The organism is Acidobacteriota bacterium (assembly GCA_022340665.1).
Taxonomy (GTDB): domain Bacteria; phylum Acidobacteriota; class Thermoanaerobaculia; order Thermoanaerobaculales; family Sulfomarinibacteraceae; genus Sulfomarinibacter.
The window spans coordinates 76,336-99,181 of sequence record JAJDNM010000043.1; the positions used below are offsets into that span (position 1 = coordinate 76,336).

Annotated in this window: 24 protein-coding genes; 19 read left to right on the forward strand and 5 right to left on the reverse strand. The window is 63.2% G+C overall.

Annotated features, from left to right (window positions below; translation table 11 throughout):
- Positions 1-76: 76 nt before the first annotated feature.
- Genes crtY through LJE93_06135 form a run of 8 tightly spaced genes read left to right on the forward strand, consistent with a single transcriptional unit; the run spans position 77 to position 8,875 of the window.
- The gene (gene crtY, locus LJE93_06100; GenBank protein ID MCG6948471.1) at positions 77-1,264 is read left to right on the forward strand and encodes a lycopene beta-cyclase CrtY; all 1,188 of its coding nucleotides are present in this window, start codon (positions 77-79) and stop codon (positions 1,262-1,264) included.
- Positions 1,201-2,757 (forward strand): phytoene desaturase, encoded by a 1,557-nt coding sequence (locus LJE93_06105; protein MCG6948472.1) that lies wholly within the window; start codon positions 1,201-1,203, stop codon positions 2,755-2,757. Before crtY ends, LJE93_06105 begins: the two co-directional genes overlap by 64 nt.
- Positions 2,758-2,767: 10 nt before the next feature.
- The gene (locus LJE93_06110) at positions 2,768-3,712 is read left to right on the forward strand and encodes a phytoene/squalene synthase family protein (GenBank protein MCG6948473.1); all 945 of its coding nucleotides are present in this window, start codon (positions 2,768-2,770) and stop codon (positions 3,710-3,712) included.
- Positions 3,705-4,652, forward strand: a complete 948-nt coding sequence (locus LJE93_06115) for an ABC transporter ATP-binding protein (protein ID MCG6948474.1) — start codon at positions 3,705-3,707, stop codon at positions 4,650-4,652. Before LJE93_06110 ends, LJE93_06115 begins: the two co-directional genes overlap by 8 nt.
- On the forward strand, positions 4,649-5,854 hold the full coding sequence (locus tag LJE93_06120; protein ID MCG6948475.1) for an ABC transporter permease: 1,206 nt from the start codon (positions 4,649-4,651) through the stop codon (positions 5,852-5,854). The genes LJE93_06115 and LJE93_06120 overlap by 4 nt, the downstream gene beginning before the upstream one ends.
- Before the next feature lie 59 nt (positions 5,855-5,913).
- On the forward strand, positions 5,914-6,384 hold the full coding sequence (locus LJE93_06125; protein ID MCG6948476.1) for a DUF2141 domain-containing protein: 471 nt from the start codon (positions 5,914-5,916) through the stop codon (positions 6,382-6,384).
- 8 nt (positions 6,385-6,392) lie between these two features.
- Positions 6,393-7,904: an FAD-dependent oxidoreductase gene (locus LJE93_06130; GenBank protein MCG6948477.1), complete on the forward strand. Its 1,512-nt coding sequence runs from the start codon at positions 6,393-6,395 to the stop codon at positions 7,902-7,904.
- Positions 7,901-8,875: a DUF5914 domain-containing protein gene (locus LJE93_06135; protein ID MCG6948478.1), complete on the forward strand. Its 975-nt coding sequence runs from the start codon at positions 7,901-7,903 to the stop codon at positions 8,873-8,875. The genes LJE93_06130 and LJE93_06135 overlap by 4 nt, the downstream gene beginning before the upstream one ends.
- On the opposite strand, the gene LJE93_06140 is transcribed toward LJE93_06135, so the two are convergent.
- The 4 genes from LJE93_06140 to LJE93_06155 form a co-directional block, all read right to left on the reverse strand.
- A complete protein-coding gene (locus LJE93_06140) occupies positions 8,846-9,802 on the reverse strand; it encodes a polyprenyl synthetase family protein (GenBank protein MCG6948479.1) in 957 nt (318 codons plus the stop codon). The two genes, LJE93_06135 and LJE93_06140, sit on opposite strands and share 30 nt — an antisense overlap.
- A gap of 256 nt (positions 9,803-10,058) precedes the next feature.
- On the reverse strand, positions 10,059-10,409 hold the full coding sequence (locus tag LJE93_06145; protein MCG6948480.1) for a DUF2177 family protein: 351 nt from the start codon (positions 10,407-10,409) through the stop codon (positions 10,059-10,061).
- A complete protein-coding gene (locus LJE93_06150; GenBank protein ID MCG6948481.1) occupies positions 10,343-10,546 on the reverse strand; it encodes a tryptophan-rich sensory protein in 204 nt (67 codons plus the stop codon). The genes LJE93_06145 and LJE93_06150 overlap by 67 nt, the downstream gene beginning before the upstream one ends.
- Positions 10,547-10,725: 179 nt before the next feature.
- A complete protein-coding gene (locus LJE93_06155) occupies positions 10,726-11,595 on the reverse strand; it encodes a DUF1295 domain-containing protein (protein MCG6948482.1) in 870 nt (289 codons plus the stop codon).
- Between the two features lie 249 nt (positions 11,596-11,844).
- Here LJE93_06155 and LJE93_06160 point away from each other — a divergent pair, with 249 nt between their 5' ends.
- The 7 genes from LJE93_06160 (at position 11,845) to LJE93_06190 (ending at position 17,198) form a co-directional block, all read left to right on the forward strand.
- A complete protein-coding gene (locus LJE93_06160) occupies positions 11,845-13,092 on the forward strand; it encodes an FAD-dependent oxidoreductase (GenBank protein ID MCG6948483.1) in 1,248 nt (415 codons plus the stop codon).
- Positions 13,092-13,853, forward strand: coding sequence for a DUF1365 domain-containing protein (locus LJE93_06165; GenBank protein ID MCG6948484.1), 762 nt, complete (start codon positions 13,092-13,094; stop codon positions 13,851-13,853). Before LJE93_06160 ends, LJE93_06165 begins: the two co-directional genes overlap by 1 nt.
- The gene (locus LJE93_06170) at positions 13,846-15,150 is read left to right on the forward strand and encodes a cyclopropane-fatty-acyl-phospholipid synthase family protein (GenBank protein MCG6948485.1); all 1,305 of its coding nucleotides are present in this window, start codon (positions 13,846-13,848) and stop codon (positions 15,148-15,150) included. The genes LJE93_06165 and LJE93_06170 overlap by 8 nt, the downstream gene beginning before the upstream one ends.
- Positions 15,147-16,193, forward strand: coding sequence for a cyclopropane-fatty-acyl-phospholipid synthase family protein (locus tag LJE93_06175; GenBank protein MCG6948486.1), 1,047 nt, complete (start codon positions 15,147-15,149; stop codon positions 16,191-16,193). The genes LJE93_06170 and LJE93_06175 overlap by 4 nt, the downstream gene beginning before the upstream one ends.
- Positions 16,194-16,270: 77 nt before the next feature.
- Positions 16,271-16,780, forward strand: a complete 510-nt coding sequence (locus LJE93_06180; GenBank protein MCG6948487.1) for a CIA30 family protein — start codon at positions 16,271-16,273, stop codon at positions 16,778-16,780.
- Positions 16,781-16,821: 41 nt separating this feature from the next.
- The gene (locus LJE93_06185) at positions 16,822-17,010 is read left to right on the forward strand and encodes a TIGR02450 family Trp-rich protein (GenBank protein ID MCG6948488.1); all 189 of its coding nucleotides are present in this window, start codon (positions 16,822-16,824) and stop codon (positions 17,008-17,010) included.
- Positions 16,989-17,198 carry a hypothetical protein gene (locus LJE93_06190; protein ID MCG6948489.1) on the forward strand — a complete coding sequence of 70 codons (210 nt, stop codon included), beginning with the start codon at positions 16,989-16,991 and terminating at the stop codon, positions 17,196-17,198. The genes LJE93_06185 and LJE93_06190 overlap by 22 nt, the downstream gene beginning before the upstream one ends.
- 337 nt (positions 17,199-17,535) lie before the next feature.
- Here the strand turns inward: LJE93_06190 and LJE93_06195 are convergent, their stop codons facing one another.
- Positions 17,536-19,170 carry a hypothetical protein gene (locus tag LJE93_06195; protein ID MCG6948490.1) on the reverse strand — a complete coding sequence of 545 codons (1,635 nt, stop codon included), beginning with the start codon at positions 19,168-19,170 and terminating at the stop codon, positions 17,536-17,538.
- 210 nt (positions 19,171-19,380) lie between these two features.
- On the opposite strand from LJE93_06195, the gene LJE93_06200 reads away from it, so the two are divergent.
- The 4 genes from LJE93_06200 to LJE93_06215 all read left to right on the forward strand — a co-directional run bounded on the left by LJE93_06200 (position 19,381) and on the right by LJE93_06215 (position 22,805).
- Complete coding sequence (locus LJE93_06200) at positions 19,381-19,668, forward strand: hypothetical protein (protein ID MCG6948491.1); 288 nt, start codon at positions 19,381-19,383, stop codon at positions 19,666-19,668.
- Positions 19,665-20,609, forward strand: coding sequence for a transporter (locus LJE93_06205; GenBank protein ID MCG6948492.1), 945 nt, complete (start codon positions 19,665-19,667; stop codon positions 20,607-20,609). Before LJE93_06200 ends, LJE93_06205 begins: the two co-directional genes overlap by 4 nt.
- Positions 20,610-20,675: 66 nt before the next feature.
- Positions 20,676-22,583, forward strand: coding sequence for a DUF3604 domain-containing protein (locus LJE93_06210; protein MCG6948493.1), 1,908 nt, complete (start codon positions 20,676-20,678; stop codon positions 22,581-22,583).
- A gap of 9 nt (positions 22,584-22,592) precedes the next feature.
- A complete protein-coding gene (locus tag LJE93_06215) occupies positions 22,593-22,805 on the forward strand; it encodes a hypothetical protein (protein MCG6948494.1) in 213 nt (70 codons plus the stop codon).
- Positions 22,806-22,846 lie beyond the last annotated feature (41 nt).

Consider the following 22,846-nt stretch of genomic DNA (forward strand, 5'->3'; position numbering starts at 1 on the left):
CGGCCGCATCCGAGTCTTCCCTGCGGTCCTTGCGGATTAGAAACCGGTCAGACCTCGATGCAAGGGTAGGTGCCTCGTGAAGACCGAGCTGGTTCTCGTTGGTGGTGGGCTCGCCAACAGCCTGATCGCCCACCGGATCCTCATGAAGCGTCCAGACTTTCCGCTGGTCGTGGTGGACCGTTGTGCCTCCCTCGGCGCCAACCACACCTGGTCCTTTCACGACTCGGATCTGACGGCCGAGCAACGGCGGTGGATTGAACCGCTGATTGCCAACCGCTGGTCGAGCCACAAGCTTCGCTTCCCCGGCCGGCGCCGCACCATCAGCGGCGGCTACAACTCAGTGACCTCGGAGCATCTGCACGAGGTCGTCGCGCCGGCCCTGGGAAACCGGCTGCGACTCGAGACGGAGGTAGCGGAGGTTACTCGTGGCGGCATCGTGCTGGCAACCGGTGAGCGTATCAACGCTCGAACCGTGATTGACGGTCGTGGCGACCCGGGCGGAGATCACCTGGATATTGCCTTCCAGAAGTTCCTCGGTCTCTTTGTTCGACTTGCCGAGCCGCACGGGCTCGAGGGGCCGATCCTGATGGATGCCACTGTCGAGCAGACGGACGGTTACAGATTCGTCTATTCCCTCCCGTTCACCGATTTCGACCTGCTCATTGAGGACACCTACTACGCCGACGGGCCAACCCTCGATCGGCCTCGGCTCCGGACCGAAATCGAGGCCTACGCGGCTGATCAGGGTTGGACCATCGCCGCGATCACTGGCGAGGAGGCGGGGGTTCTGCCGATTGTCCTCGGCGGCGATATCGAAACCTTCTGGGCCGCCGGGCCGGAAGGGGTGGCCCGCAGCGGAATGCGGGGAGCGTTCTTCCACCCCACCACCGGTTACTCGCTCCCCGAAGGGGTTCGGCTGTCGGACGAGATCGCTGCAATCACCAACTTCGAGAGCTCCTCGCTCTTCGAGCTGACCCGCCGTCGTTCCGAAGAGCTGTGGCGCCGCACCGGCTATTACCGCCTGCTCAACCGGATGCTCTTCCGCGCTGCCGAGCCCGAGCTGCGCTACCGGATCTTCGAACGTTTCTATGGTCTGTCAGAAGGTCTGATCCGGCGGTTCTACGCCGGCCGCCTGAAATGGAGCGACAAAGCCCGTCTGTTGATCGGGAAACCGCCGGTGCCGGTTGGTCGGGCAATCCGATGCCTTGGCGAGAGCCGCCAAGCGAAGAGTACACTCTCACCGTCACGAGGAGGACCCCAGTGAGGCAGAAGCGCGCAGCGGTCATCGGTAGCGGATTCGGCGGTCTGACATTGGCCGTTCGTCTGCAAGCGGCGGGAATTGAAACAACTGTCATCGAGAAGCGTGACAAACCCGGCGGCCGCGCCTACGTCTACGAAGACGAGGGATACACCTTCGATGGCGGACCGACCATCATCACCGCCCCGCCCAGCCTCGAGGAGGTCTTCGCGGCCGCAGGTCGCGACATGTCGGACTTCATCACCCTGCTGCCGGTGATGCCCTTCTATCGGCTCTACTGGGAGGACGGTTACACCTTCGATTACTCGAATGATCTGGAGGCGACCACCCAACAGATCGCCGACAAGAGTTTAAGCGACGTTGACGGCTACATGAAATTTCTCGATTACGCCGAGGAGGTCTTCCACGAGGGTTACACCAAGCTCGCGGCGACGCCGTTCCTCAGTTTTTGGAGCATGATCCAGGTCTCGCCCCAGCTTATCCGGCTGCAGAGCTACCGCAGCGTCTACTCGATCATCTCCAAGTTCATCAAGGACGACCATTTGCGCCAGGTCTTCAGCTTCCACCCCTTGCTCGTCGGCGGCAACCCGTACACCTCATCTTCGATCTATACCTTGATTCACTACCTCGAGCGTAACTGGGGGGTCTTCTTCGTCAAGGGCGGTACCGGAGCGCTGGTTACCGCGTTGGTCGACCTCTTCGAGGAGCTCGGTGGCGAGATCCGCCTCGATTCTCCGGTGGAGCGGATCCACACATCCAACGGCGGGGTCACCGGGGTGACCACCGCAGATGGCTGGCACGGTGAGTTCGACGCCGTCGCAACAAACGCGGATGTGGTCCACACCTACGGCACCCTGCTCGGCGACAACGATTACGCCCGGCGTGAAGCGGCGCGGCTGAAGAGCAGGCGCTTCAGCATGTCGCTCTTTGTCGTTTATTTCGGGGTGCGGCGTCGGCACACCCAGATCGCCCACCACGACATCCTCTTCGGTCCGCGCTACAAACCCCACCTCCGCGAGATCTTCAACGGACCAGAAGTCTCCGACGACTTCTCACTCTATCTCCATGCCCCGACCCTGACCGATCCGTCGGTGGCGCCGGAGGGCTGCGAGGCCTTCTATGTCCTGTCGCCGGTCCCCCACCTCGGCAACGCGCCGGTCAACTGGAGCGAGGAGGGTCCAAGATACAGAGACAAAATCCTCGACTATCTCGAAAAACGCTACCTGCCGAATCTCCAGGCCGATATCGAGACCGTGCGGATCATCACCCCCGATCACTTCAAGAATACCCTCAACTCGCACCTCGGCTCGGCCTTTTCGCTCGAGCCGATCCTGACCCAGAGCGCCTGGTTCAGAGTCCACAATAGGGACGGGAAAATCGGCGGTCTGTACTTCGTCGGCGCCGGAACCCATCCGGGGGCCGGGGTCCCAGGCGTGGTCAACTCGGCCAAGGCAACCGCCGGATTGATGATCGGCGACCTCCTGGGCGAGGGAGGTTGAGGACAACCCCATGGACCACGTCGTCAATCACGGGCAGGCCGTCATCGAAAAGGGCTCGAGCAGCTTCGCGGCCGCGGCGAAGCTCTTTGACCCTGCGACCCGTGGCCGCGCCTCCATGCTCTACGCCTGGTGCCGCCACTGCGATGATCAAACCGACGATCAGGAGCTCGGGTTCGACGGCTCGCAACTGCCTCCTGAAGAAGGGCAAGCGCGGGTTGATAGGCTGCGGGCCGAGACGCTGGAAGCCCTTTCCGGGGAACCCACCAGTGATCCGATCTACGCGGGTCTCCAGCGAGTGGTCGCCGACTGCGACATACCCCATCGCTATCCCATGGAGCACCTCGACGGTTTTGTCATGGATGTCGAGGGCCGCGCGTACCAGAACCTCGATGATACGGTGGAGTACTGCTACCACGTCGCCGGGGTGGTCGGGGTGATGATGGCCTACGTCATGGGCGTCCGGGACGAGCCAACCCTCGACCGCGCGACCGATCTCGGGCTCGCCTTCCAGCTGACCAACATCTGCCGCGATGTGGTGGAAGACGCCGAGGTCGGACGCGTATACCTCCCCCTCGACTGGCTGACCGACGCCGGTATCCCGGCCAACAGGGTCGCGGCGCCCGAGCACCGGGATCGCGTCTTCGAGGTGGTCCGGCGGATTCTTTTCGAGGCCGACCGCTACTACCAATCGGCCTGGCTGGGGATCTCTCAACTGCCGCCTCGTTCAGCCTGGGCGGTGGCGGCCGCTAACGCGGTCTACAGCGACATCGGCCGGCTGATCCTCGAGCGCGGTCCGCGTGCCTGGGACACGCGGACGTCAACCAGCAAGGCACGAAAAATTGCGCTCGTGCTCGGCGCCGGACCAAGGTCCTGGACGGCGAGATTGTGGGGCAAGGCGCCCGGTGACGAGCCGCGAGACCGGTTGTGGACGCGGCCGGCCCGCTCTCATGAGTGATCGAGCCGCGAATCACGGCAGCGTCGAAGCTGCACACGCCCTGCTGGTCCGCGACGTGGTCAAGCGTTTCGGACCCAATACGGCCCTCGACCATGCCGGATTCGAGCTGCGACGGGGCGAACGTCTGGCCCTACTCGGGCCCAACGGCGCCGGCAAGACCACCCTGGTGCGATGCATCTGCGGCCTTGCGGTACCCGATTCCGGGGAGATCGAGATGCTGGGATGGCGTCTGCCCCCGAGCGGCGGGCGTCACGAGCTGGGCTTTGTCCCGCAGGAGATTGCTCTCTATCCCGATCTTACGGCCAACGAAAACCTCGACGCCTTCGGCCGCTTCCACGGACTCAGGGGCGGCGAGCTGCGTCGGGCGGTCGACTGGGCGCTGGATTGGACCGGTCTCGCCGACCGGGCCGGTGATCTGACGAGGACCTACTCGAGCGGCATGAAACGACGCCTCAACATCGCCTGCGGTGTCCTCCACCGGCCGCTCATCCTCCTTCTCGACGAGCCGACAGTTGGTGTTGATCCGCAGAGCCGCGAGCGGATCTTCGCCATGTTGGACGAGTTGTGGCACCACGGAACATCGATCCTGCTGACCACTCATCAGCTGGAGGAGGCGGAACAGCAGTCTGATCGGATCGTCATCATTGACCACGGCCACGCCATTGCCGAGGGCACGCTGACCGAGCTCATCGCGAACACGGTGGGCAGCAATCGAAGGGTGATCTTCAAGCTCGCCGAGGCGTGTCCGAAGCTCGACGGCATGACCATCGACGGCGATCACCGGGAGCTCGTCGCCGAGGTCGAGGATGTCGCCCTCGAACTCCCAGATCTGCTGATTCGAATCCGTGAGAGTGGTGGCAAGGTACTCGACCTCGACGTCCATCCCCCTTCGCTCCACTCCGTTTTCATCCACCTCACCGGCCGGGAGCTGCGCGAATGATCTGGACGGTGGTTCGCGTAGGGCTGCTGCGCATGTGGCACGGTCGGACGGAAATCCTCCTGACTTTCGTTGTACCCATCGTCTTCTTCACGATCTTCGCCTTTATCTTTGACGAACAGATAGGGTTGGGGAAATCGCCACGAGTCAACCTGGCGCTGGTCGATGAGGATGACACCGGACTCAGCCGCGAGCTTCTCTCCGCGCTCGCCGAGTGGGACACTCTGCACATCTATGCCCCGCCGGACTACGGCGACGGTCTCTTCGTCTTCGCCTCGAGAGCGCCGGTAAGGGAGCTTGTTCTCGCCGGTACGATTCAGCTGGCTGTGGTCATCCCGGAGGGCTGGACGGTTTCCCGCTTGAATCCGGGCGACGAGTCTGTGAGCCTCCAGCTGCTGGCGGATTCCTCGGACCCCGTCGCCACCCAAGTTGTCAGCGCGCTTCTTCGACAGACCGTGGGACAACTCACAGGCGAACGTGTTCGTGAGCAGATTCGATCCTTCCTGTCGCTCTCGCCCGACCGGTTCGCCGAGTCCCCGCTCTCCAGCTTGGCGGCTCCCATCGCCATCGACGTGGTCGACCTCCTCGCCGCCGACAAGGCCAACCCCGTGGTGTCCATGTACGCCGCCGGCATCGCGGTGATGTTCCTGCTCTTCGGTGCTGTGGGCAACTCCGGAACGCTGCTCGAGGAGGAGGAGAATCAGACCCTCGAGCGGCTGATGTGCTCGGAGCTCGGCATGACCCAGCTCTTGGCGGGCAAATGGTTGCTCATGACCATCGTCGGCATCATCCAGGTCACCATCATGTTCGCTTGGGCTGAGCTCGCTTTCGGTGTGGACTTCCTGGGCCACCTCTCGGGCTTCACGGTGATGACGGTCGTCACCGCCGGCGCCGCGAGCAGTTTCGCGCTTACTCTGGCCGCCCTCTGCACCAACCGCGCACAGCTCAACGCTGTCGCCGTCATCCTGATCCTCTCCATGTCCGCGCTGGGCGGCAGCATGGTGCCCCGTTATGTGATGAGCGAGGCCATCCAGCAGATCGGTAAAATCACCTTCAACGCGTGGGCCCTCGACGGCTACAACAAGGTTTTTTGGCGCGATCTGCCAATCACGGCCCTCGCGCCCGAGCTCGCCGTGCTGACCGTGACCGCCATCATCCTCTTCGGCGCTGCCCGACTCCTGGCCCGGCGTTGGGAGAGCTCGTGAGCGGCTCCCGGGATTCTCCCTTCAAAGGGTGGCGCCGATTGCCGGGCTACAATGCCCCCATGACCAACCACCGCAATCGAATCGCGTTCGTTCTCGCTGTCATGGCTCTCTCGGCCTGCGCCTCGGCGCCACCGGGAACCCCGGAGCTCCGACCCGAGGGACACGGCCGGGTCGAGGTCACCGTGACAGGATTCAAAAACGATGAGGGAGCGGCCCGCGTCGCCCTCTTTCTTGATGCCAGAGTATGGCCCGACGGGGACGGCTCCATCTTCGGCACCGCGGTGGCTCCCATCAGCGATGGCCAGGCTGTTGCTGTCTTCGAGGAAGTGCCGGCCGGCCCCTTCGCGGTTTCCGTATTCCACGACGAAGACGGCGACGGTGAGCTCGATTCGACGGCGCTTGGCATTCCGTCGGAGCCCTACGGTTTTTCGGGCGACGCCCGCGATCTCTTTGGACCGCCGAGCTTCGAGGAAGCGCGAATCGAGCTCGCCGCGGGAGAAACGCAACAGATCACCATTCGGGTCAAGTAGGCTTCAGGATGGAAGAACTGATCCTGCCGCGACGGGGTACGCACGATAAGATCCGAGCGCCGCAGACGGCGGTCATCGCTGGCGGCGGTCTCGCAGGAATCGCCGCGGCGGTGGCCCTCGCGGAGCGTGGCGTCACGGTCGTTCTGGCCGAGCGTGAGTCCTTTCTCGGCGGCCGCGCCGGGGCGTGGACCGACCGCCTCGCCTCTGGCGAATCGTTCGAGATGGAACGCGGCTTTCACGCCTTTTTTCGCCAGTACTACAATCTTCAGGCTCTCCTCCGACGGATCGATGACGGGCTGACATTCCTCGAACCCCTCGAGGATTATCCGATTCTCGGCCCCGGAGGCCAGGTAGAGTCCTTCTCGGGGTTGCCCAAGAAACCCCCGTGGAATGTCGTCGCTCTCACCAAAAGGACACCGACTCTCGGTCTGAGAGATCTCATCAAGGTCAACGGCCTCGCCGCGCTTTCAATGCTCCGCTACGAACGAGGGTGGACCTACGCACGTTACGACGAACAGACCGCCGCCCAGTATCTGGATTCGCTCAGGTTCCCACCCGACGCCCGACGCATGCTGTTCGATGTCTTCGCCCACTCCTTTTTCAATCCGGAGGAGGCGATGTCGGCGGGAGAGCTGTTGATGATGTTCCACTTCTACTTCTCGGGCAACCCGGAGGGGCTTATCTTCGATGTCTCGAAAAGACCCTTCTCGAAGTCCATCTGGGGCCCCCTGTCCGACTACATAACGGGGCTGGGAGTCGACGTGCGGACCGGCTGCACCGTATCGCGGATCGCGAAAGGCACCGAAAGGAAGTGGAGCGTCGACCTCGACGGGGAGATCGTGGAAGCCGACTTCGTGGTCCTCGCCCTGACCGTGCCCGGCCTCCAGGCCGTCGTAGCCGAGTCGCCCGACCTCGACGACGCCGATTTCCGCCGCTCGGTGCACGGCCTGGCCCTCACCCACCCCTTCGCCGTCTGGCGGCTATGGTTCGACCGGCCGGCCAACGTCGGTCGGCAGCCGTTTGTCGGGACCACCGGTGTCGGATCGCTCGACAACATCTCGTTGTACAACCTCTTTGAAGACGAGAGCAGAAGCTGGTCCGAACGGACCGGCGGATCGGTGGTGGAGCTTCACGCCTACGCCGTCGATCCCAAAATGGGCGAGCCCGAGATCCGCGAGGACCTCCTGAGCGCCCTCGACACCTTCTACCCCGAGTACGCCGGCGCTCGGGTCGTCGAGGAGCGTTTCCTGATCCGGCACGACTGTCCAGCCTTCGCTCCAGGATCCCATTCCGATCGACCTGGTGTTCCAACCCCGCACGAGGGCGTCGTGCTGGCCGGTGATTTTGTTCGCCTGCCGATTCCCAGCGCATTGATGGAGCGCGCGGTGGCTTCGGGCTTTCTCGCCGCAAACCACCTGCTGGCGCCCCAAGCCGTCAAACCCGAGCCCATACGCTCGATCCCGCGGCGCGGCCTCTTCGGCCGCCGTAGGAGAGAGACGGAAGCGAGTTGCATGCGATGAGCAAGCTCCTGAAGTTCGGTCCGCCGCTCCCAGCTGTGGAGGTCCCCAAGTCCTCCCTCGCTCCCGATTGGCAACAGGCCAGACCCCGAGCCATCAGTCGCTCCCTCCGGAGGGCGCTTGACCGGCCGCACGGCAATTGGTACGTGGTCGGCGAATCGCGCAGTTTTGGTGAGAAAGCACAGCGTCTCCGAATTGCGGGCGAGGACCTGGTCGGCTGGAGGGTCGACGGTGAGCTGCTAATCGCCCCGGACGCGTGCCCCCACATGGGAGCATCCCTTTCGGACGGCCGAGTTCGGGAGGGCAGGCTGGTCTGCCCCTGGCACGCGCTGGCTCTGGGCAAGGAGGGGCACGGAGACTGGAAGATGTTTGCCGTTCACGAAGACGGCGTCCTCAGCTGGGTTCGGATCGGTCCCGAAGTTCCCGGAACCCCACTTCCCATTCTCGCCCCTCGACCCGACATCCATCTCGAGGGGGTGATCCGGCTCGAGGCGCGGTGCGACCCCGAGGACATCATCGCCAACCGGCTCGACCCCTGGCACGGTGTCCACTTCCACCCGTACTCCTTCGCCGCGCTGACCGTCCTCGATCTCGATGATGACATCGTCAAAGTGCGGGTGGCCAAGAGGCTTCTCGGGCGCATCGTCGCAGAGACTGATGCGACCTTTCACAGTCCGGAACCGCGCTCGATCGTCATGACCATTGTCGAGGGCGAGGGCAAGGGCTCGGTGGTTGAAACGCACGCGACCCCCATCGAACCGGGGCGCACTCTGGTCGTTGAAGCAACGCTCGCGACTTCGGATCGCGCGGGCTTTCGACACGCACGGAAGTTGCAACGCTTTATACGACCATTCATCGAACGATCCGCTCGCCGCCTCTGGGTCGATGACGCCGCCTACGCGGAGCGACTATATGAACTCCGCAACCGCTCGACAGGGTCAAAGTCAGAACGCGGTGACGCGATCCATGGTTGAACGCGTGTAGAACCGGGCGAGGTTTGCCAACTGGTTGCCCGACCGGCCCAAAGGCTCGAGGGCCGAAGCGGCCGACTCGACATAGCGGAAGACCTCCTGTCGAGTGCCGTCAGCGCCCAGCCGCGAGGCGAGAGTCGACTTCTGGTCGTCCTGGCCGGTGTCCTTACCGATGTCTTCCCGAGAACCGAAGGTGTCGAGAAGATCGTCGAGCAACTGAAAGGCGAGCCCCAGGTTGACACCGTACTCCCGCACCGCCTTGACCCATGCATCATCAACGCCGGCGACGAGCGCGCCCGCTTCCAAAGCTGCCACGAAGAGCGCACCGGTCTTCTGGCCATACATCTCGGTCAGACCGGCCAGATCATCGCCGTGGCCGTGGCGGATCTGCAAATCACAGAACTGACCGGCGATGATCCCGTTACTACCGACCGACTCCGACAGAAGACGAGTCAGGTCGAGGCGCGTCTGCGCCGACAGCAGATCACACTCGGCGATCACACCGAAGGCGCGGTTGAGCAGCGCGGTGGCGGCGAGAATCGCGGTGTCTTCGCCGTAGACCAGGTGGTTCGCCGATTGGCCGCGTCGCAGGCTGGCATCGTCCATACACGGAAGATCATCGAGAATCAGTGAGGCGGCATGAACCATCTCGACCGCGCACGCGACGTCGAGTGCTGCCTCCACGGAGGCACCGAGGTCGGTAGCCACCTGAATCGTGAGGACCGGACGGATCCGCTTGCCACCCGCGAGCAGGCTGTAGCGCATGGACTCGTGGAGCGGACGTGGATCGGTGGACTCATCCGGGACGAGCTCCGCGAGGCGCTCGTTGATCCGGCCCCGCCAGAGGATACTGGCATCGCGTTGACCATCCTCCCGCGGGGCTAAACACAGCCTTCCATCGGAATCCAAACCCTCGATGCTGATACTCATGACCTCAATACTCCCCGTTCCCGGAAGCTCACTAACCCTCGACGCTCAGAGGTATCTTTTGACGTTCGATGATGGCTAACCTCGTAGAAACCCTGAGCTATTCCGAAATTCAGCCAACATCGCGATGAGATTTCTCGAGATGATCAACTGTTGGGGATTCAGTTCTCAGGAAGGCAGCGGCCTTGATGGCGCCTGCCCACCGTGCTCGATTTCCCCGCGGCCGTTCCGTTTTGATTGGCACAAACCCGCAAGGCTTTTAGTCCAGGCGTGTTGATGCGAGAAATGTCACCGAGCTCACGGTCGCGCACAGCACCGTGCCCCAAACCAGGTCGACCAGAGCTACCTTCACGGGAAAGCCGTCCAGAGTGGCGAGGTTGGTGAGATCGTAGGCGGCGCAGGTGACAAGGCCGAACAGGGCTCCGAGAAGCACAGCGTGGGCGAAGCTCTCGCGTTCCATGGCCGGCAGGATGACGAGTACCACGAGACCAACCAGAAACAACAGATAAAAGGTGAAGGCGGCAGCCCAGTTGACACTGGGCTTCATGAGGTGGCCCATGTGCGTGTGGCAGAAACCTCGAGCGACCACTCCGAGCCAGACAAGATCCACGACGGGGGTTTGAAGGACGGTTTGACCAGGGTCGGGTACCAGGTTGACACCGCCCGGGAGGTGGCGAGACCGGAGAGGCCGCCAACCACGATCGGCATCGCAACCGCGATGACCAGCTTCGCGAAATTGTTCATCATGGACTCCCGGTCGATGATACCCGAGTCCTGGGACGCGCCAACTCGCGCCGAGGGTCCACCGCAAATAGGGCGCACAGCAGGAGTCTCCATTCGCAGCGCTCATCACGAAAACCGCCGAGGCCGGCCCAATCTTGTTATCGGCCATCGTGACCAAAAAAGGCCTTCCAGAGCCTCGCCACTCAATCCGCGGTCGTCTGCCGACCCTCTGCCGCAGGTCTCAGACTCGGAAGAAAGGCTGGAGTCGATCGAATGTACTCGGCATATCCCGGTCGTCGTTCGATGAGCGCCGCATCGAGCATGGCCACCCCCGACACCTTGATCAGCAGGAAGGTGATAAGCAGGGGACCGACCAGAGCGAGCCACCCTCCTGTCGGCAACGCGAGCAATCCGATTCCCCACCAGAGAACCGCCTCACCGAAGTAGTTCGGGTGGCGGCTTCGCGACCAGAGACCGGCCTGCAACACCTTCCCTCTGTTGCTCGGGTCTTTTTTGAACCGAGCGAGCTGGCGGTCGGCCATGGTCTCGACCGCGAAGCCGATGACAAAGAGGGCGATTCCCACGCCGTCAAAGACGGTCAGCTCTGCCCCAGGACCAGGTTGCTGGGCCAGGAGGAGGGGTGATGAAACGATCCAGAGCAGCACTGCCTGGAGCAGAAAAACCTTGAAGTATGAGATCCACCAGAAGGAGGATCCGGCCTCTTCGCGCCATTTCCGATATCGGTAATCCTCGCCCGTTCCGGCGTTGCGAATGCCGATGTGCAGCGCAAGCCGTGCGGCCCAGAGAGTCGCCAGCCCGACGACGAGGAGGCCGCGGGTGGTGGGATCGCCCGGGAGACTCAGTAGGGAGGTAACTCCAACCAGCACAAACCCCGGACCCCAGAAAATGTCGACGATGCTGGCGTTGCCGATGACCAGGCTCACCATCCAGAGCACGGTGAAGGCGACCAACAGGAGCAATAAAGAGTTCATGAAGGGAAGGCCGCTCGCCAGCAGGAGGACGGCGCCCACGCCTGTAGCGAGAACGAAAAAGATGGTCGTGCTTGGGCTCATGGGCAGCTCCCTCATCGTCTCCAAGGGTGACGGAATCGATAACCGCTTTCGGTACAGCGAAAAATGGCACCGTGCTATTTCCAAACCAACCGGCTCGAGGGCACACGTCGGCTCAAATATATTCTCCTTGACTCGCCATTGAGCTTCTCTCTATTTTTGTGTGGAATTCGCGTCAGCTGAAAATGATTCTGCAGGTGAGAGAACTGGCCGCGTGACCAGCGCGTCGGGCGGTCTGTGATGGGGTCAACGATGAAGGTCGCCGTGGTCGGCAGCGGAATTTCCGGATTGGGGGCAGCGTGGCTGCTTAGCCGCCGGTACGAAATTCGACTATTCGAACAGCGGTCGCGACTGGGGGGTCACACGCACACCGTGGTGCACGACGCCGACGGCCGAGGCCTTCCCCTCGACACCGGATTCATCGTCTACAACGAGAAGACCTACCCCCTCCTCACCCGGCTCTTCAATGAGCTGTCGGTCGAGACCCAGTCGAGCGACATGTCCTTCTCGGTGAGCTGCGCCGACCCGGACATCGAATACGCATCACACAGCCTGGGGGGGCTCTTTGCCAATCGATCTCTGGTCCTGTCGCCCACCCATCTGAGGATGCTCTTCGATATTGTCCGCTTCGGCCGACGGGGCCGGCAGATTCTCGCCGGGACCGGAGATCCAGGGGTCACGATCGCCCAGTTTCTTTCCGCAGGACGATTCTCTCGGACCTTCACCACCTATTACCTGATGCCCATGGTCTCGGCAATCTGGTCCTCGGGGACTGAGGCCGCGGCTGACTACCCGAGAGATCCCCTGCTGCGATTCCTCGACAACCATGGCCTGCTCCAGGTCTCCGGGCAGCCCGAGTGGCGCACGGTGGTCGGCGGCAGCAGCAGTTACGTCGGGCCAATGACCAGACAATTTCGCGATCGCATCCTCCTCGGCCAAGGGGTGGAGAAGGTCATCCGCAGTGCCGACGGTGTGGAGATCATCCTCGACGACGACTCGAGACATGGCTTCGATCACGTGGTGATCGCCGCTCACGCCGATCAGGCGTTGGCGATGCTTGCCGAGCCGTCGGCGGAGGAGGTCGAACTTCTCGGCCGGTGGCGATACTCGGTCAACAGCACCTGGCTCCACACCGACACGGCCTTGATGCCACGGCGGCGGGCAGCCTGGGCGTCGTGGAACTACCTCATGTCCGATGCGAGTCGGGAGAGTGCGTCCTTGACCTACCACCTCAACCGGCTGCAGAGGCTCGACCAAGACCGCGAGTACCTGGTCTCACTCAACCCGGAAGCCGAACCGGTTTCCGAGTCCGTGATTCGCCGCATGTCCTACAGGCATCCGATCTTCACCCGCCAAAGCGTGGAGACCCAGAGCGAACTGCCGCGGATCAACGGTCGGAATCGGACCCATTTCTGCGGTGCGTACTTCGGTAACGGCTTTCACGAGGACGGATTGGCGTCGGCCGTCGCGGTCGCCGACGATCTCGGCGTGGCTTTCTGATGCCGGAGTCGGCACTCTTCCTGGGGCGAGTCCGACATCGGCGGACGGGCAATCCCGAACACGAGTTCGCGTATCCCGTGTGGTACGCGCTCGTGGATTTGGACGATCTCGAGAGGCTCGATCGGAAACTGAGGTTCTTTTCGCACAACCGGTTCAACCTGACCGGTTTTGACGATCGTGATCACATGGGTCCGGAGCTGAAGCCAGTCCGCGAGAAGCTCCAATCCTGGCTTCGACACCGAGGCGTTGAGCACGAACTCGGACGCATCGAGCTTCTCACCCACTTGAGAATCCTGGGTCAGGTCTTCAACCCGGTGTCGTTCTATTTCATCCGCGACACCGAGCAGAGACTGCTCCACGCCGTGGCCGAGGTCAACAACACCTTTGGCGAGACCTACTGCTATCTCCTCGCTGCCGACGGCTCCCGCGTCCGCCACGAGGCTGACAAGGTCTTCCACGTGTCGCCGTTCCAGCCCGTCGATGGCCGGTATCGGTTCCGAATCAACGAGCCGGGGAAGCGATTGACTGCACACATCGACGTCCTGAGAGACGGCGAGCGGGTCTTCGACTCGACTCTTTCCGTGATGCGCCGCGAGCTGAACTCGAGCTCGCTGATCAGGACTGTCGCGCGCCATCCCCACTTGAGCCTGCGGACCCTGGCCCTCATCCACTACCAGGCGGTTCGGCTGTGGCTCAAGAAAGCGCCCTTCTTTTCCAAGCCGGAGGCCCCAGCAGGCGCATGGAGGACCCGTCATGGCTGATTTTTCACACCAACGTGAGCTGGCAGAAACCGCAGATGCCGGGGCATTCGTCGGAGCTTCCGATGCTGCAGTGGAAATCCGCCGTACGGAGCGACGCTCACTGCCGCTGGCCGCGCGGATCGTGCTGGCCCGCCTTGCACGAATCCGGCGGGGCCACCTGATCGTCCGGCTGCCGGATGGATCGCGCCACACCTTTGGCGGTGGCGACGGCGGGGCCGCAGAGGTGGTGGAGCTCGATATTCACCGCTGGCGGTTTTTCTCGAGGCTGCTACGTCGTGCAGATGTTGGTGCCGGAGAGGCCTTTGTCGACGGAGATTGGTCGACCTCGAATCTGGTGCAGTTGACCCGTCTTTTCCTACGGAATGAAACCGAGCTCGCGCCGGCCAATGTTCTCGGAGCGATCGGCCGTTTCCGTGATCGGTTGGCCCACCTCCTGAGAAGCAACACGCGAGCCCAGGCGCGCCGCAACATCCACGCACACTATGATCTTTCCAATCATTTCTACACGCTCTTCCTCGACCCATCCATGACCTATTCGTCGGCCCTTTTCGACCGCCCCGGCCTCGGCCTGGAGGCGGCACAGCGCCGAAAGTACCGGCGGCTCGCCGCCTGGGCCGGTCTTCAGCCCGGACACGACGTGCTCGAGATCGGCTGCGGCTGGGGCGGCTTCGCCGAGTACGCGGCCGGTGAACTCGGTTGTCGTGTCACTGCCATCACCCTCTCGGAAGAACAGGCATCCTTCGCGCGCCGCCGGATGATCGCTGCGGGGCTCAGTGACCGCGTTCAGATCGAAGTCGAAGACTACCGAGATGTCGGCGGCGAGTACGATGCGGTGATCTCGATCGAAATGCTCGAAGCGGTTGGTCACCAGTTTCTTGACGGTTATTTCGGGGCCTGTGACCGTGTTCTGCGGCCGGGCGGTCGAATGGTGCTGCAGACCATCACCATCCCCGACCAGGTTTACGACCGGTATCGACGCGGCACCGATTGGATCCGTGCCTACATTTTCCCAGGCGGTCACCTGCCGTCGCTCGGAGCGATCCAGGACTCGCTCGGTAGGAAGACCGGGTTCGTCATCGATCGGCTGGACAACATGGCTCACCATTACGCGACCACCCTGAAGCACTGGCGTGCGCGATTCCAGTCACAGGAGGAACGGGTGCGAGCGCTCGGGTTCGACGACCGTTTCATGCGGATGTGGGATTTCTACCTGGCAACCTGCGAAGCGGCCTTCCGCGACCGACAGATCGGTGTGCTCCAGCTATCTCTGACCCGTAGCGGTCAGCGCGGACGATGAGGTGGGCTATCGAACTCGCCGAACGGCGGATGTTGCCGGATCCTGTGGTCCGGGTGGGAATGCGTCGTTTGCTCCGTCAGCGGCTGCAGCAGGAACGGCGCAAGCGCGGCGGCAGTCACGGTGCGAGTGCTCAGGCATTCGCCGATGAGATGCGGTCGGAGCCGGTGGCCGTGGCCACCGCCGACGCCAACGAACAGCACTATGAGTTGCCACCCGAGTTTTTCTCCGCCGTGCTCGGGCCGTACCTCAAGTACTCGAGCTGTTTCTGGAGCGAAGGTGTTCAGAGCCTCGCCGATGCCGAAAAGCGTATGCTCGAGCTGACCTGCGAGCGCGCTGGCGTCGCGAACGGAATGGATGTTCTCGATCTGGGCTGCGGCTGGGGTTCGTTCTCGGTTTGGGTCGGACGCCACTTTCCCCGCTGCCGCGTGCTCGCGGTGTCCAACTCGCGCGCCCAGGCCGAGTTCATCCGCGCTCGGTGCGCGTCCGAGGGCCTGGATCGGATCGAGGTCGTCACCGCCGACATGAACGATTTCGGCACTGAACGGAAGTTCGACCGGGTGGTATCGGTGGAGATGTTCGAGCACATGCGGAACTGGGCGAAGCTCTTCGAGCGGGTGGCCGGGTGGTTGCGGCCCGAGGGCGCCTTCTTCCAGCACGTCTTCTGCCACCGGCGCTACGCCTACCTTTACAGTGATGAAGGATCGGGAGACTGGATGGCGCGCCACTTTTTCACCGGCGGCATCATGCCATCGCAGGACCTTCCCCTGCGATACGCCGATCACCTCGAGGTGGTCGATCAGTGGCGCGTCAGCGGTCTCCACTACAGCCTGACATTGGAGGCGTGGCTGGAGGAGATGGACCGCAATCGAGCACGTCTTCTACCGATTTTCGCTCGAACCTATGGCGAAGACACCGAGCGTTGGTTCGCTCGTTGGCGGATGTTCTTCATGGCATGTTCCGAGCTCTTCAGGTACGGTGACGGCAGGGAGTGGTGTGTTGCCCACACTCTGATGCGGCCGCGGGATGGTGTGGCCGGAAAATGATGCGACGCGGATTATTGGTGCTGGTGCTATTTGCGATTTCGGCGACACCCGGAGCCGAATCCCGGGAGAACGAATTCATGACGATCATTGACTTTTCTCGAGGAGACGTGACCTGGCCGCACATCAACGACGGGGTGATGGGCGGTATCTCGTCGGGCGGGATGTCCGCAGCCGAAGGCTACGCCACTTTTCAAGGCACGGTGTCCTTCGAGAACAACGGCGGGTTCTCCTCCGTTCGCTCGCAGGCCGTGGTGCACGATCTCTCGGCTTTCGAGGGTCTTGTTCTCCGGGTTCGAGGCGACGGCAAGCGTTACGGATTTCGGCTCAAAACCGACGCTTCGTTCGACGGTGTCAGCTATCAGTTCCAGATCCAACCGCCAGCGGGGCAATGGACCGAAATCTCCGCCCCCTTCATCGACTTCATTCCTGTGTATCGCGGCCGGCTGGTCCGGAATCATCCGTCACTCGATCCGAGCCGGATCACGACCTTCGGTCTGATCATCAGCCGACAGGACGGCCCGTTTCGCATCGACATCGAGTCCGTTAGGGCCTATCCGTCGGACCACGATCAGGAAACCATGCGGTGACACGGCGGGCGCGCAACCCGGTCAATCGGAAAAAACTGCCGATGTCCAAATGGACCGCAGTATCTCCGGTCAATCGAGAAAAACACTTCCTCGTCGTCGACTGGGTTCGAAATGAAGAAGGGGACCCGACTGACCGCCTCATCGTCGAGGCAGTCCTGACAAAGAGGTTGCTGGAGATTCACTGGTCGGAGCTCGAGGATTCCCGGTCATGGCAGGTCGGGTGGCGGTGACCCGATTGGTAGAAAGAAGGATGGTCGAGGCAATGGAGAAGGAGGCATTCGGCGCCTGCACCAACTACCGTTCCTTCGAGGCGGTTTCCCCGAAGGGCATCTCCATATCCGGCATCGCAATGATGAACAAGGATTTCAGGCGTGCCTCGTTTGCCGGTGCCGACGCACCGCGAGGCAAGAAGCGGTAGCGGGTCGTCGATCTCAAGACGAATGGGGCACGCCTCGGCGTGTCCATTTTCATTTTGCCCAATTGTCAGATGTTGGATATTGGGTATTCGATGAGGTCAGCTCCGTCACGATGCAACATCGAACAACCATCATCGAACATCCGGGATCCAGCATCCCGTGTGCAGTATCGCCTCCAGGGTGCCACCTTCACCGTTTCGGCATCGCATGTGGCACCCATGATTCGTGATATTTCACGGCAAGGTTGAGAATTGATGTCCATCGCCTCGGATGCCGTGAAGGGCCTGAATATCTGGCTCGGGCGCTCCGATGTTGCAGCAACTTTCGCCGATGGTAAGGTCAGTCGCCGACCGCGGCGCGCCGCCGGTCGGGCTGAACCGCCAAACCGGCCATCCGGAGCCCGTCGACGATATCCTCGATGGGCTGCTCGAACTTCACGGTGCGCCGCATCAACTCGCGAGCGCGGTACGGAAAATCCGGTTTCTGGGCCATTATCGAGTCGACATGGGGCCGCGCCTCGTCGACCCGTCCGAGCTTGCCGAGCATTGCGGCGAGTACCGCGTCGTTCCAGATGGTCGTGAAAGGACGGTGCTTCAGCGTTTCGGCCAACGCGCGATCGAACTCGCGCCGGACGAGGAACGTGACGACGTGCCCGGTGCGAAACCAGGTCGGGTGGCACGGGTTGGCCGCGATGGCTCGGTCGAGCAGGGGCAGGCCGACATCCGGATGCCCCTGCATGATGTGAAAGTAACCGATGGCTCCGACCGTGTACGGAGAGTTGGGGTTCAGGCTCAGTGCGGTCTCGGACTCTTGCCGGAAGGTCTCCGTGTCCTCCGCGAGGTAGCTGACGTAGGCCAGAATCATCCGGCCGAGCTGCGACCCCGGCTCGAGGAAGACGCCCTTGCGCGCGTACTCGATGGCGATCTCGAGGGCGTCCTCGGACCCGGGAACGTCGAAGGTGTACATCTGACAGTGCAGTGTCGCCAACGCCGACCACACGGGGCCGTAATCCGGCTCCGTTTCGGAGGCGGCTTGGAGGGCGGCAAAGCAGGTTGCGGCCGACTCGGGCGATGGCTCGATCTGATGGCTGTAGTAGCGCAGCATCGCCTCGTACGTCCGCAGGTCGGACGGGGGTTTCTTTCGTGACTCGGTGGACAGTCGTCGAGCGATGATTCCGAACTCGCTCGCGACCTTGCTGACCACGTTGTTGGCGATCTTCTCCTGCGTCGCGATGAGCAGGCCAGCCTCGAGTGGGTGGCTCGACGCGTCCGCCCAGATCTGCCTGCCGTCGATTGTGTCGATCAGCTGGGCTGACACCTTCACCGTTTCGTTGTCCCGGCGAACCGCCCCCTTGAGCACGAACCGCGCGCCAACCTCCCGCGCCAGCCCTGCGGGATCCACCGCGACAGCCGCCGGTTGCCGGCCGAGACGGCACGAGATGACGGCGATGTCCTGAAATCGGGTCAGCTCGGTGGCCAACTCTTCGGTCAGCCCTTCGGTCAAAACGAGTTGCTCGGGATCTCCTGTCAGGTTCTCGAACGGCAGCACGGCGAGGGTCGGACCATCAACCCGGGGGGTGTCGTGTTTCGCGAACCGTGCGGACGGGTCAGCGCGGTGGTCGGAGATCACGGTCCGGGCCGCGAACCGAGGGACGTAGCGGCCTTTCGGTATGTCGATGAGGATCGGGTCGTGGACACCTCCGACGAGATAGTAGCGCTCGATCGCTCGGCGCAGCCGGCCGGCCTGGATCCGGACGATTGGATCTCGGTTTGGGTCGAAGTCCTGACCCCGACCGAACACCTCGACCGCGATGGTGAATCCCTTGAGCCGGTGGGACCGGCCGGCAAGCTTCTCGTCGACGACAAAACGGAGGAAGTCCCGCATCTTGTCGGTGGCATGAAACTCGGGGCTTGCCAGGATGCGGTCGAGCTGGTTTCTGATCTCGCCGTGGTGGAGACCGCTGCGAGGTTCCACCTTCGCCGCTCCTTCAGATCCGGCCTCTGTGTCCATGAATCGACGCCCTTCTCACGTCCAAATAGCTCTGAGACAGGAGCATACCAGAATGTAGGCTACATTACGATCTGGTAACTCCCTTCACAGAATTCCGGTTAGGGTGCACTCTTTTCAACAATCAACGATTTGAAGGCGCGCATCGGTTCAAGGCGGCATGCGCCGGAGAAGACAATGGGTTCCAGAAAGGGCGTCAGTTCACTCGTCAGAAACGCGTTCCCGGGTCGCGATGCGCAGATCGAGCGTTGCTTCAGCGACCACCCGACCTTTCGCGAGCTGTGCGCGGATTACGATCGCTGCTCGCGGGCGCACGAGCACTGGCGACATCTGGACGACGATGCGCACTCGTTCCGCTGCCGGGAGTACGCCGAACTGCTGGCGGAGCTGGCGGAGGATTTGGAACGCTGGCTCGACAACGCGGTGCAGGATTCTCCACGCCCGGATGGGAGAGAACCGAGATGATGGCAGAATCCGGCCTGTCACGGCGCCCGCGGTACCACGTCCCGTTGCCCGCAGTCGCTGCGTTGGTGCTGTCGGGATTCTCAGTGAACGTCGCCGCGCAGGACCTCACCCCCCGCGCCTACTGGCCGGCGCCCGACGGCACGAAGGTCGCGATCGTCGGGTACTCCCACGTTCGCGGCGACGTGTTCTTCGACCCCTCGATTCCGCTGTCCGGTGTCGACTCGAAGATCCATACCGGCCTTGCCGCCTACCTTCAGACCTTCAGCCTGTGGGGCCGGACGGCCACCATCGTGATCGACCTGCCGTACTCCCGGGGGACCACACAGGGGCTGATCGAGGATGAACCGGCCCGGCGGGACTTCTCCGGCCTCGGGGATCTCGGCGCCAGCCTTTCGGTCAACCTGCTCGGGGCGCCGGCCATGACCCCTGCCGACTTCCAGGCGCTGCGGGCCGAGCCGCACCCCATCGTCGGCGCCAGCCTCAAGGTGATCGCCCCGACGGGCCGCTACGACGACAACCGGCTCATCAACGTCGGCAGCAACCGGTGGGCGGCCAAGCTCGACCTCGGCTCGATCGTTCCACTGCACCGCAAGTGGCTGCTCGAGCTCGATGCCGGCGTGTGGTGGTTCGGCGACAACGACGACTTCCTCACCGGGAGGCGCGAACAGGAGCCCATCTACAACTTCCAGGTCCACCTCATCCACCGCTTCAGCCCGGGGTTCTGGGTGTCCCTGGACGCCAACTACTTCGTCGGCGGCCGTCAGACCATCGGCGGCGACGAGCTCGGCGATGTCCTGCACAACGCCCGCCTCGGCGGGATGGTCGTCGTACCGTTCCGCGGGCGTCACGCCGTCAAAATCGGCTACTTCGCCGGTGTCAGGACCGAGTCCGGCAGCGACTTCGACCAGCTCCTGATGAGCTACCAGGTGCTGTTAAGGTAAGGGAATGCAGTGCCGCTATCAATCGAAGAACAGGTTTCATGGATTGGAACCAAAGGAGCAGAAGTGATGAAGATTTTCCGGAATATTCTTGCTGTCGTTGCGCTCGTGCTCACAGCGGGCGTGGCCGCCGGACAGACCCTCGACGTCTCGGGCGAGGCGGGCGAGGTCACACTGGGTGGTCGGCACTATTCGCCGTTCATCGACCAGTCGTACCCGAATCGGGTGCTTTGGGGCGACACTCACCTCCACACCTCGTACTCGACGGACGCCGGGATGATCGGCAACGTGCTGGGTCCCGACGAGGCGTTCCGGTTCGCGCGGGGCGAGAAGGTGCGCGCGTCGAGGGGCGAGTTCGCCCAGCTCGTGCGGCCGCTGGACTTCCTGGTCGTCGCCGACCACTCCGAGAACCTCGGGCTCGCGCCGATGATCGCGGAGTCGAACCCGGGCCTGCTCGCCAACGAGTGGGGGCGGAAGCTCCACGACATGGTGAAGGATGGCGATCCCATGGCGGCGTATGTCGAGTGGGGCGCCGCGCTCAACGCGCTCACCGATCCCATCGACGACGATGACCTGACACGTACCATCTGGAACCGGATCGTCGAAAGCGCCGAACGTCACAACCAGCCGGGGGTCTTCACGGCGTTGCACGGATTCGAGTGGTCGTCGGGACCGGACGCCAACAACCTGCACCGGGTCGTGATGTTCCGCGACGATGCACCGAACGTCGAAGATCTGGTGCCGATCTCGGCGTACGACAGCGGCGACCCGGAGGACCTCTGGGACTGGCTGGAGGCCTACGAGCAGCGGACCGGCGGCAAGGTCATGGCGTTCGCCCACAACGGCAACCTGTCGAACGGGTTGATGTTCGACGACCGGCGGATGAACGGCGACCCACTGGACCGCGAGTATGCCGAGCGCCGCACGCGCTGGGAACCGGTATACGAGGTCACCCAGATCAAGGGCGACGGGGAGACGCATCCCACGCTGTCGCCGAATGACGAGTTCGCCGACTACTACCGCTGGGACCGCGGCAACTTCGGAACGGAGTTCAAGACGCCGGACATGCTGCCGCGGGAGTACGCCCGGCAGGCGCTGGCGCGGGGGCTCAAGTACGACGCGGAGCTCGGCGCCAACCCGTTCAAGTTCGGCATGATCGGGGCCACGGACAGCCACACGTCGCTCGCCACCACGCGCGAGGACAACTACTTCGGCAAGGCGAGCATCGTCGAGCCCGGCACCGGCGACAACCGCTACGAGGACTTCATCGTCCAGCCCGTGATTCTGGGCGAGAAGATCGCCATCCGCCACTACGAGACGCTCGCCTCCGGCCTCGCCGGGGTGTGGGCGCGGGAGAACACCCGCGAGGCGATCTGGGACGCGTTCAAGCGCAAGGAGGTGTACGCCACCACCGGCTCGCGGATGACCGTCCGGGTGTTCGCCGGCTGGGATTTCGAGCCGGACGAGGTGCACCGTCCCGACTTCGCCGCCGAGGGGTACGACCGCGGGGTGCCGATGGGCGGCGACCTGTTCGCCGGTCCCGAGGGTGCCGCGCCGACCTTCATGGTCCGGGCGCTGCGCGATCCTGATGGCGCCAACCTGGACCGCATCCAGATCGTGAAGGGCTGGCTCGACGACGCCGGCGAGCCGCAGACGAAGGTCTTCGACGCCGCTTGGGCGGGAGATCGTGAGCTCCGCGCGGACGGCATGCTGCCGCCGGTCGGGAGCACGGTCGACGGAGCGGACTACACCAACACGATCGGTGCCGCGGGGCTGGCCGCACACTGGGTCGACCCGGAGTTCGACGCGAGCCAGCGCGCCTACTACTACGTCCGCGTGCTCGAGATCCCGACCCCGTCCTGGCTCGCCTACGACGAGGCGTTCTACGGCCCCCTGGACCTTCCGTCGGACGCCGTGATGGTGCAGCAGGACCGCGCCTACACCTCGCCGATCTGGTACACGCCGGGCAAGGACTGAGACGGAAGCATGGATCTTCCCGACTCGCCGGTCGCCAACAGCTACTTCGACAGGGCGCCCTTCGAGTTCGAAGCGACGCTGAATCGGGTCCACCTCGAGAGCTTGCCGGTGGAGCAACTGCGACTCACACCCCCCGGCCGGATGATGACTGTGTGTCGATCAACAGAGCTCGGAGGTGACTCCAACCAGGCCCTGGTGAGATGCCAGGCGCTGTTCGACTGAGGAGGAGACAACATGAAACGAAGAGAATCCGCGATTCGGAC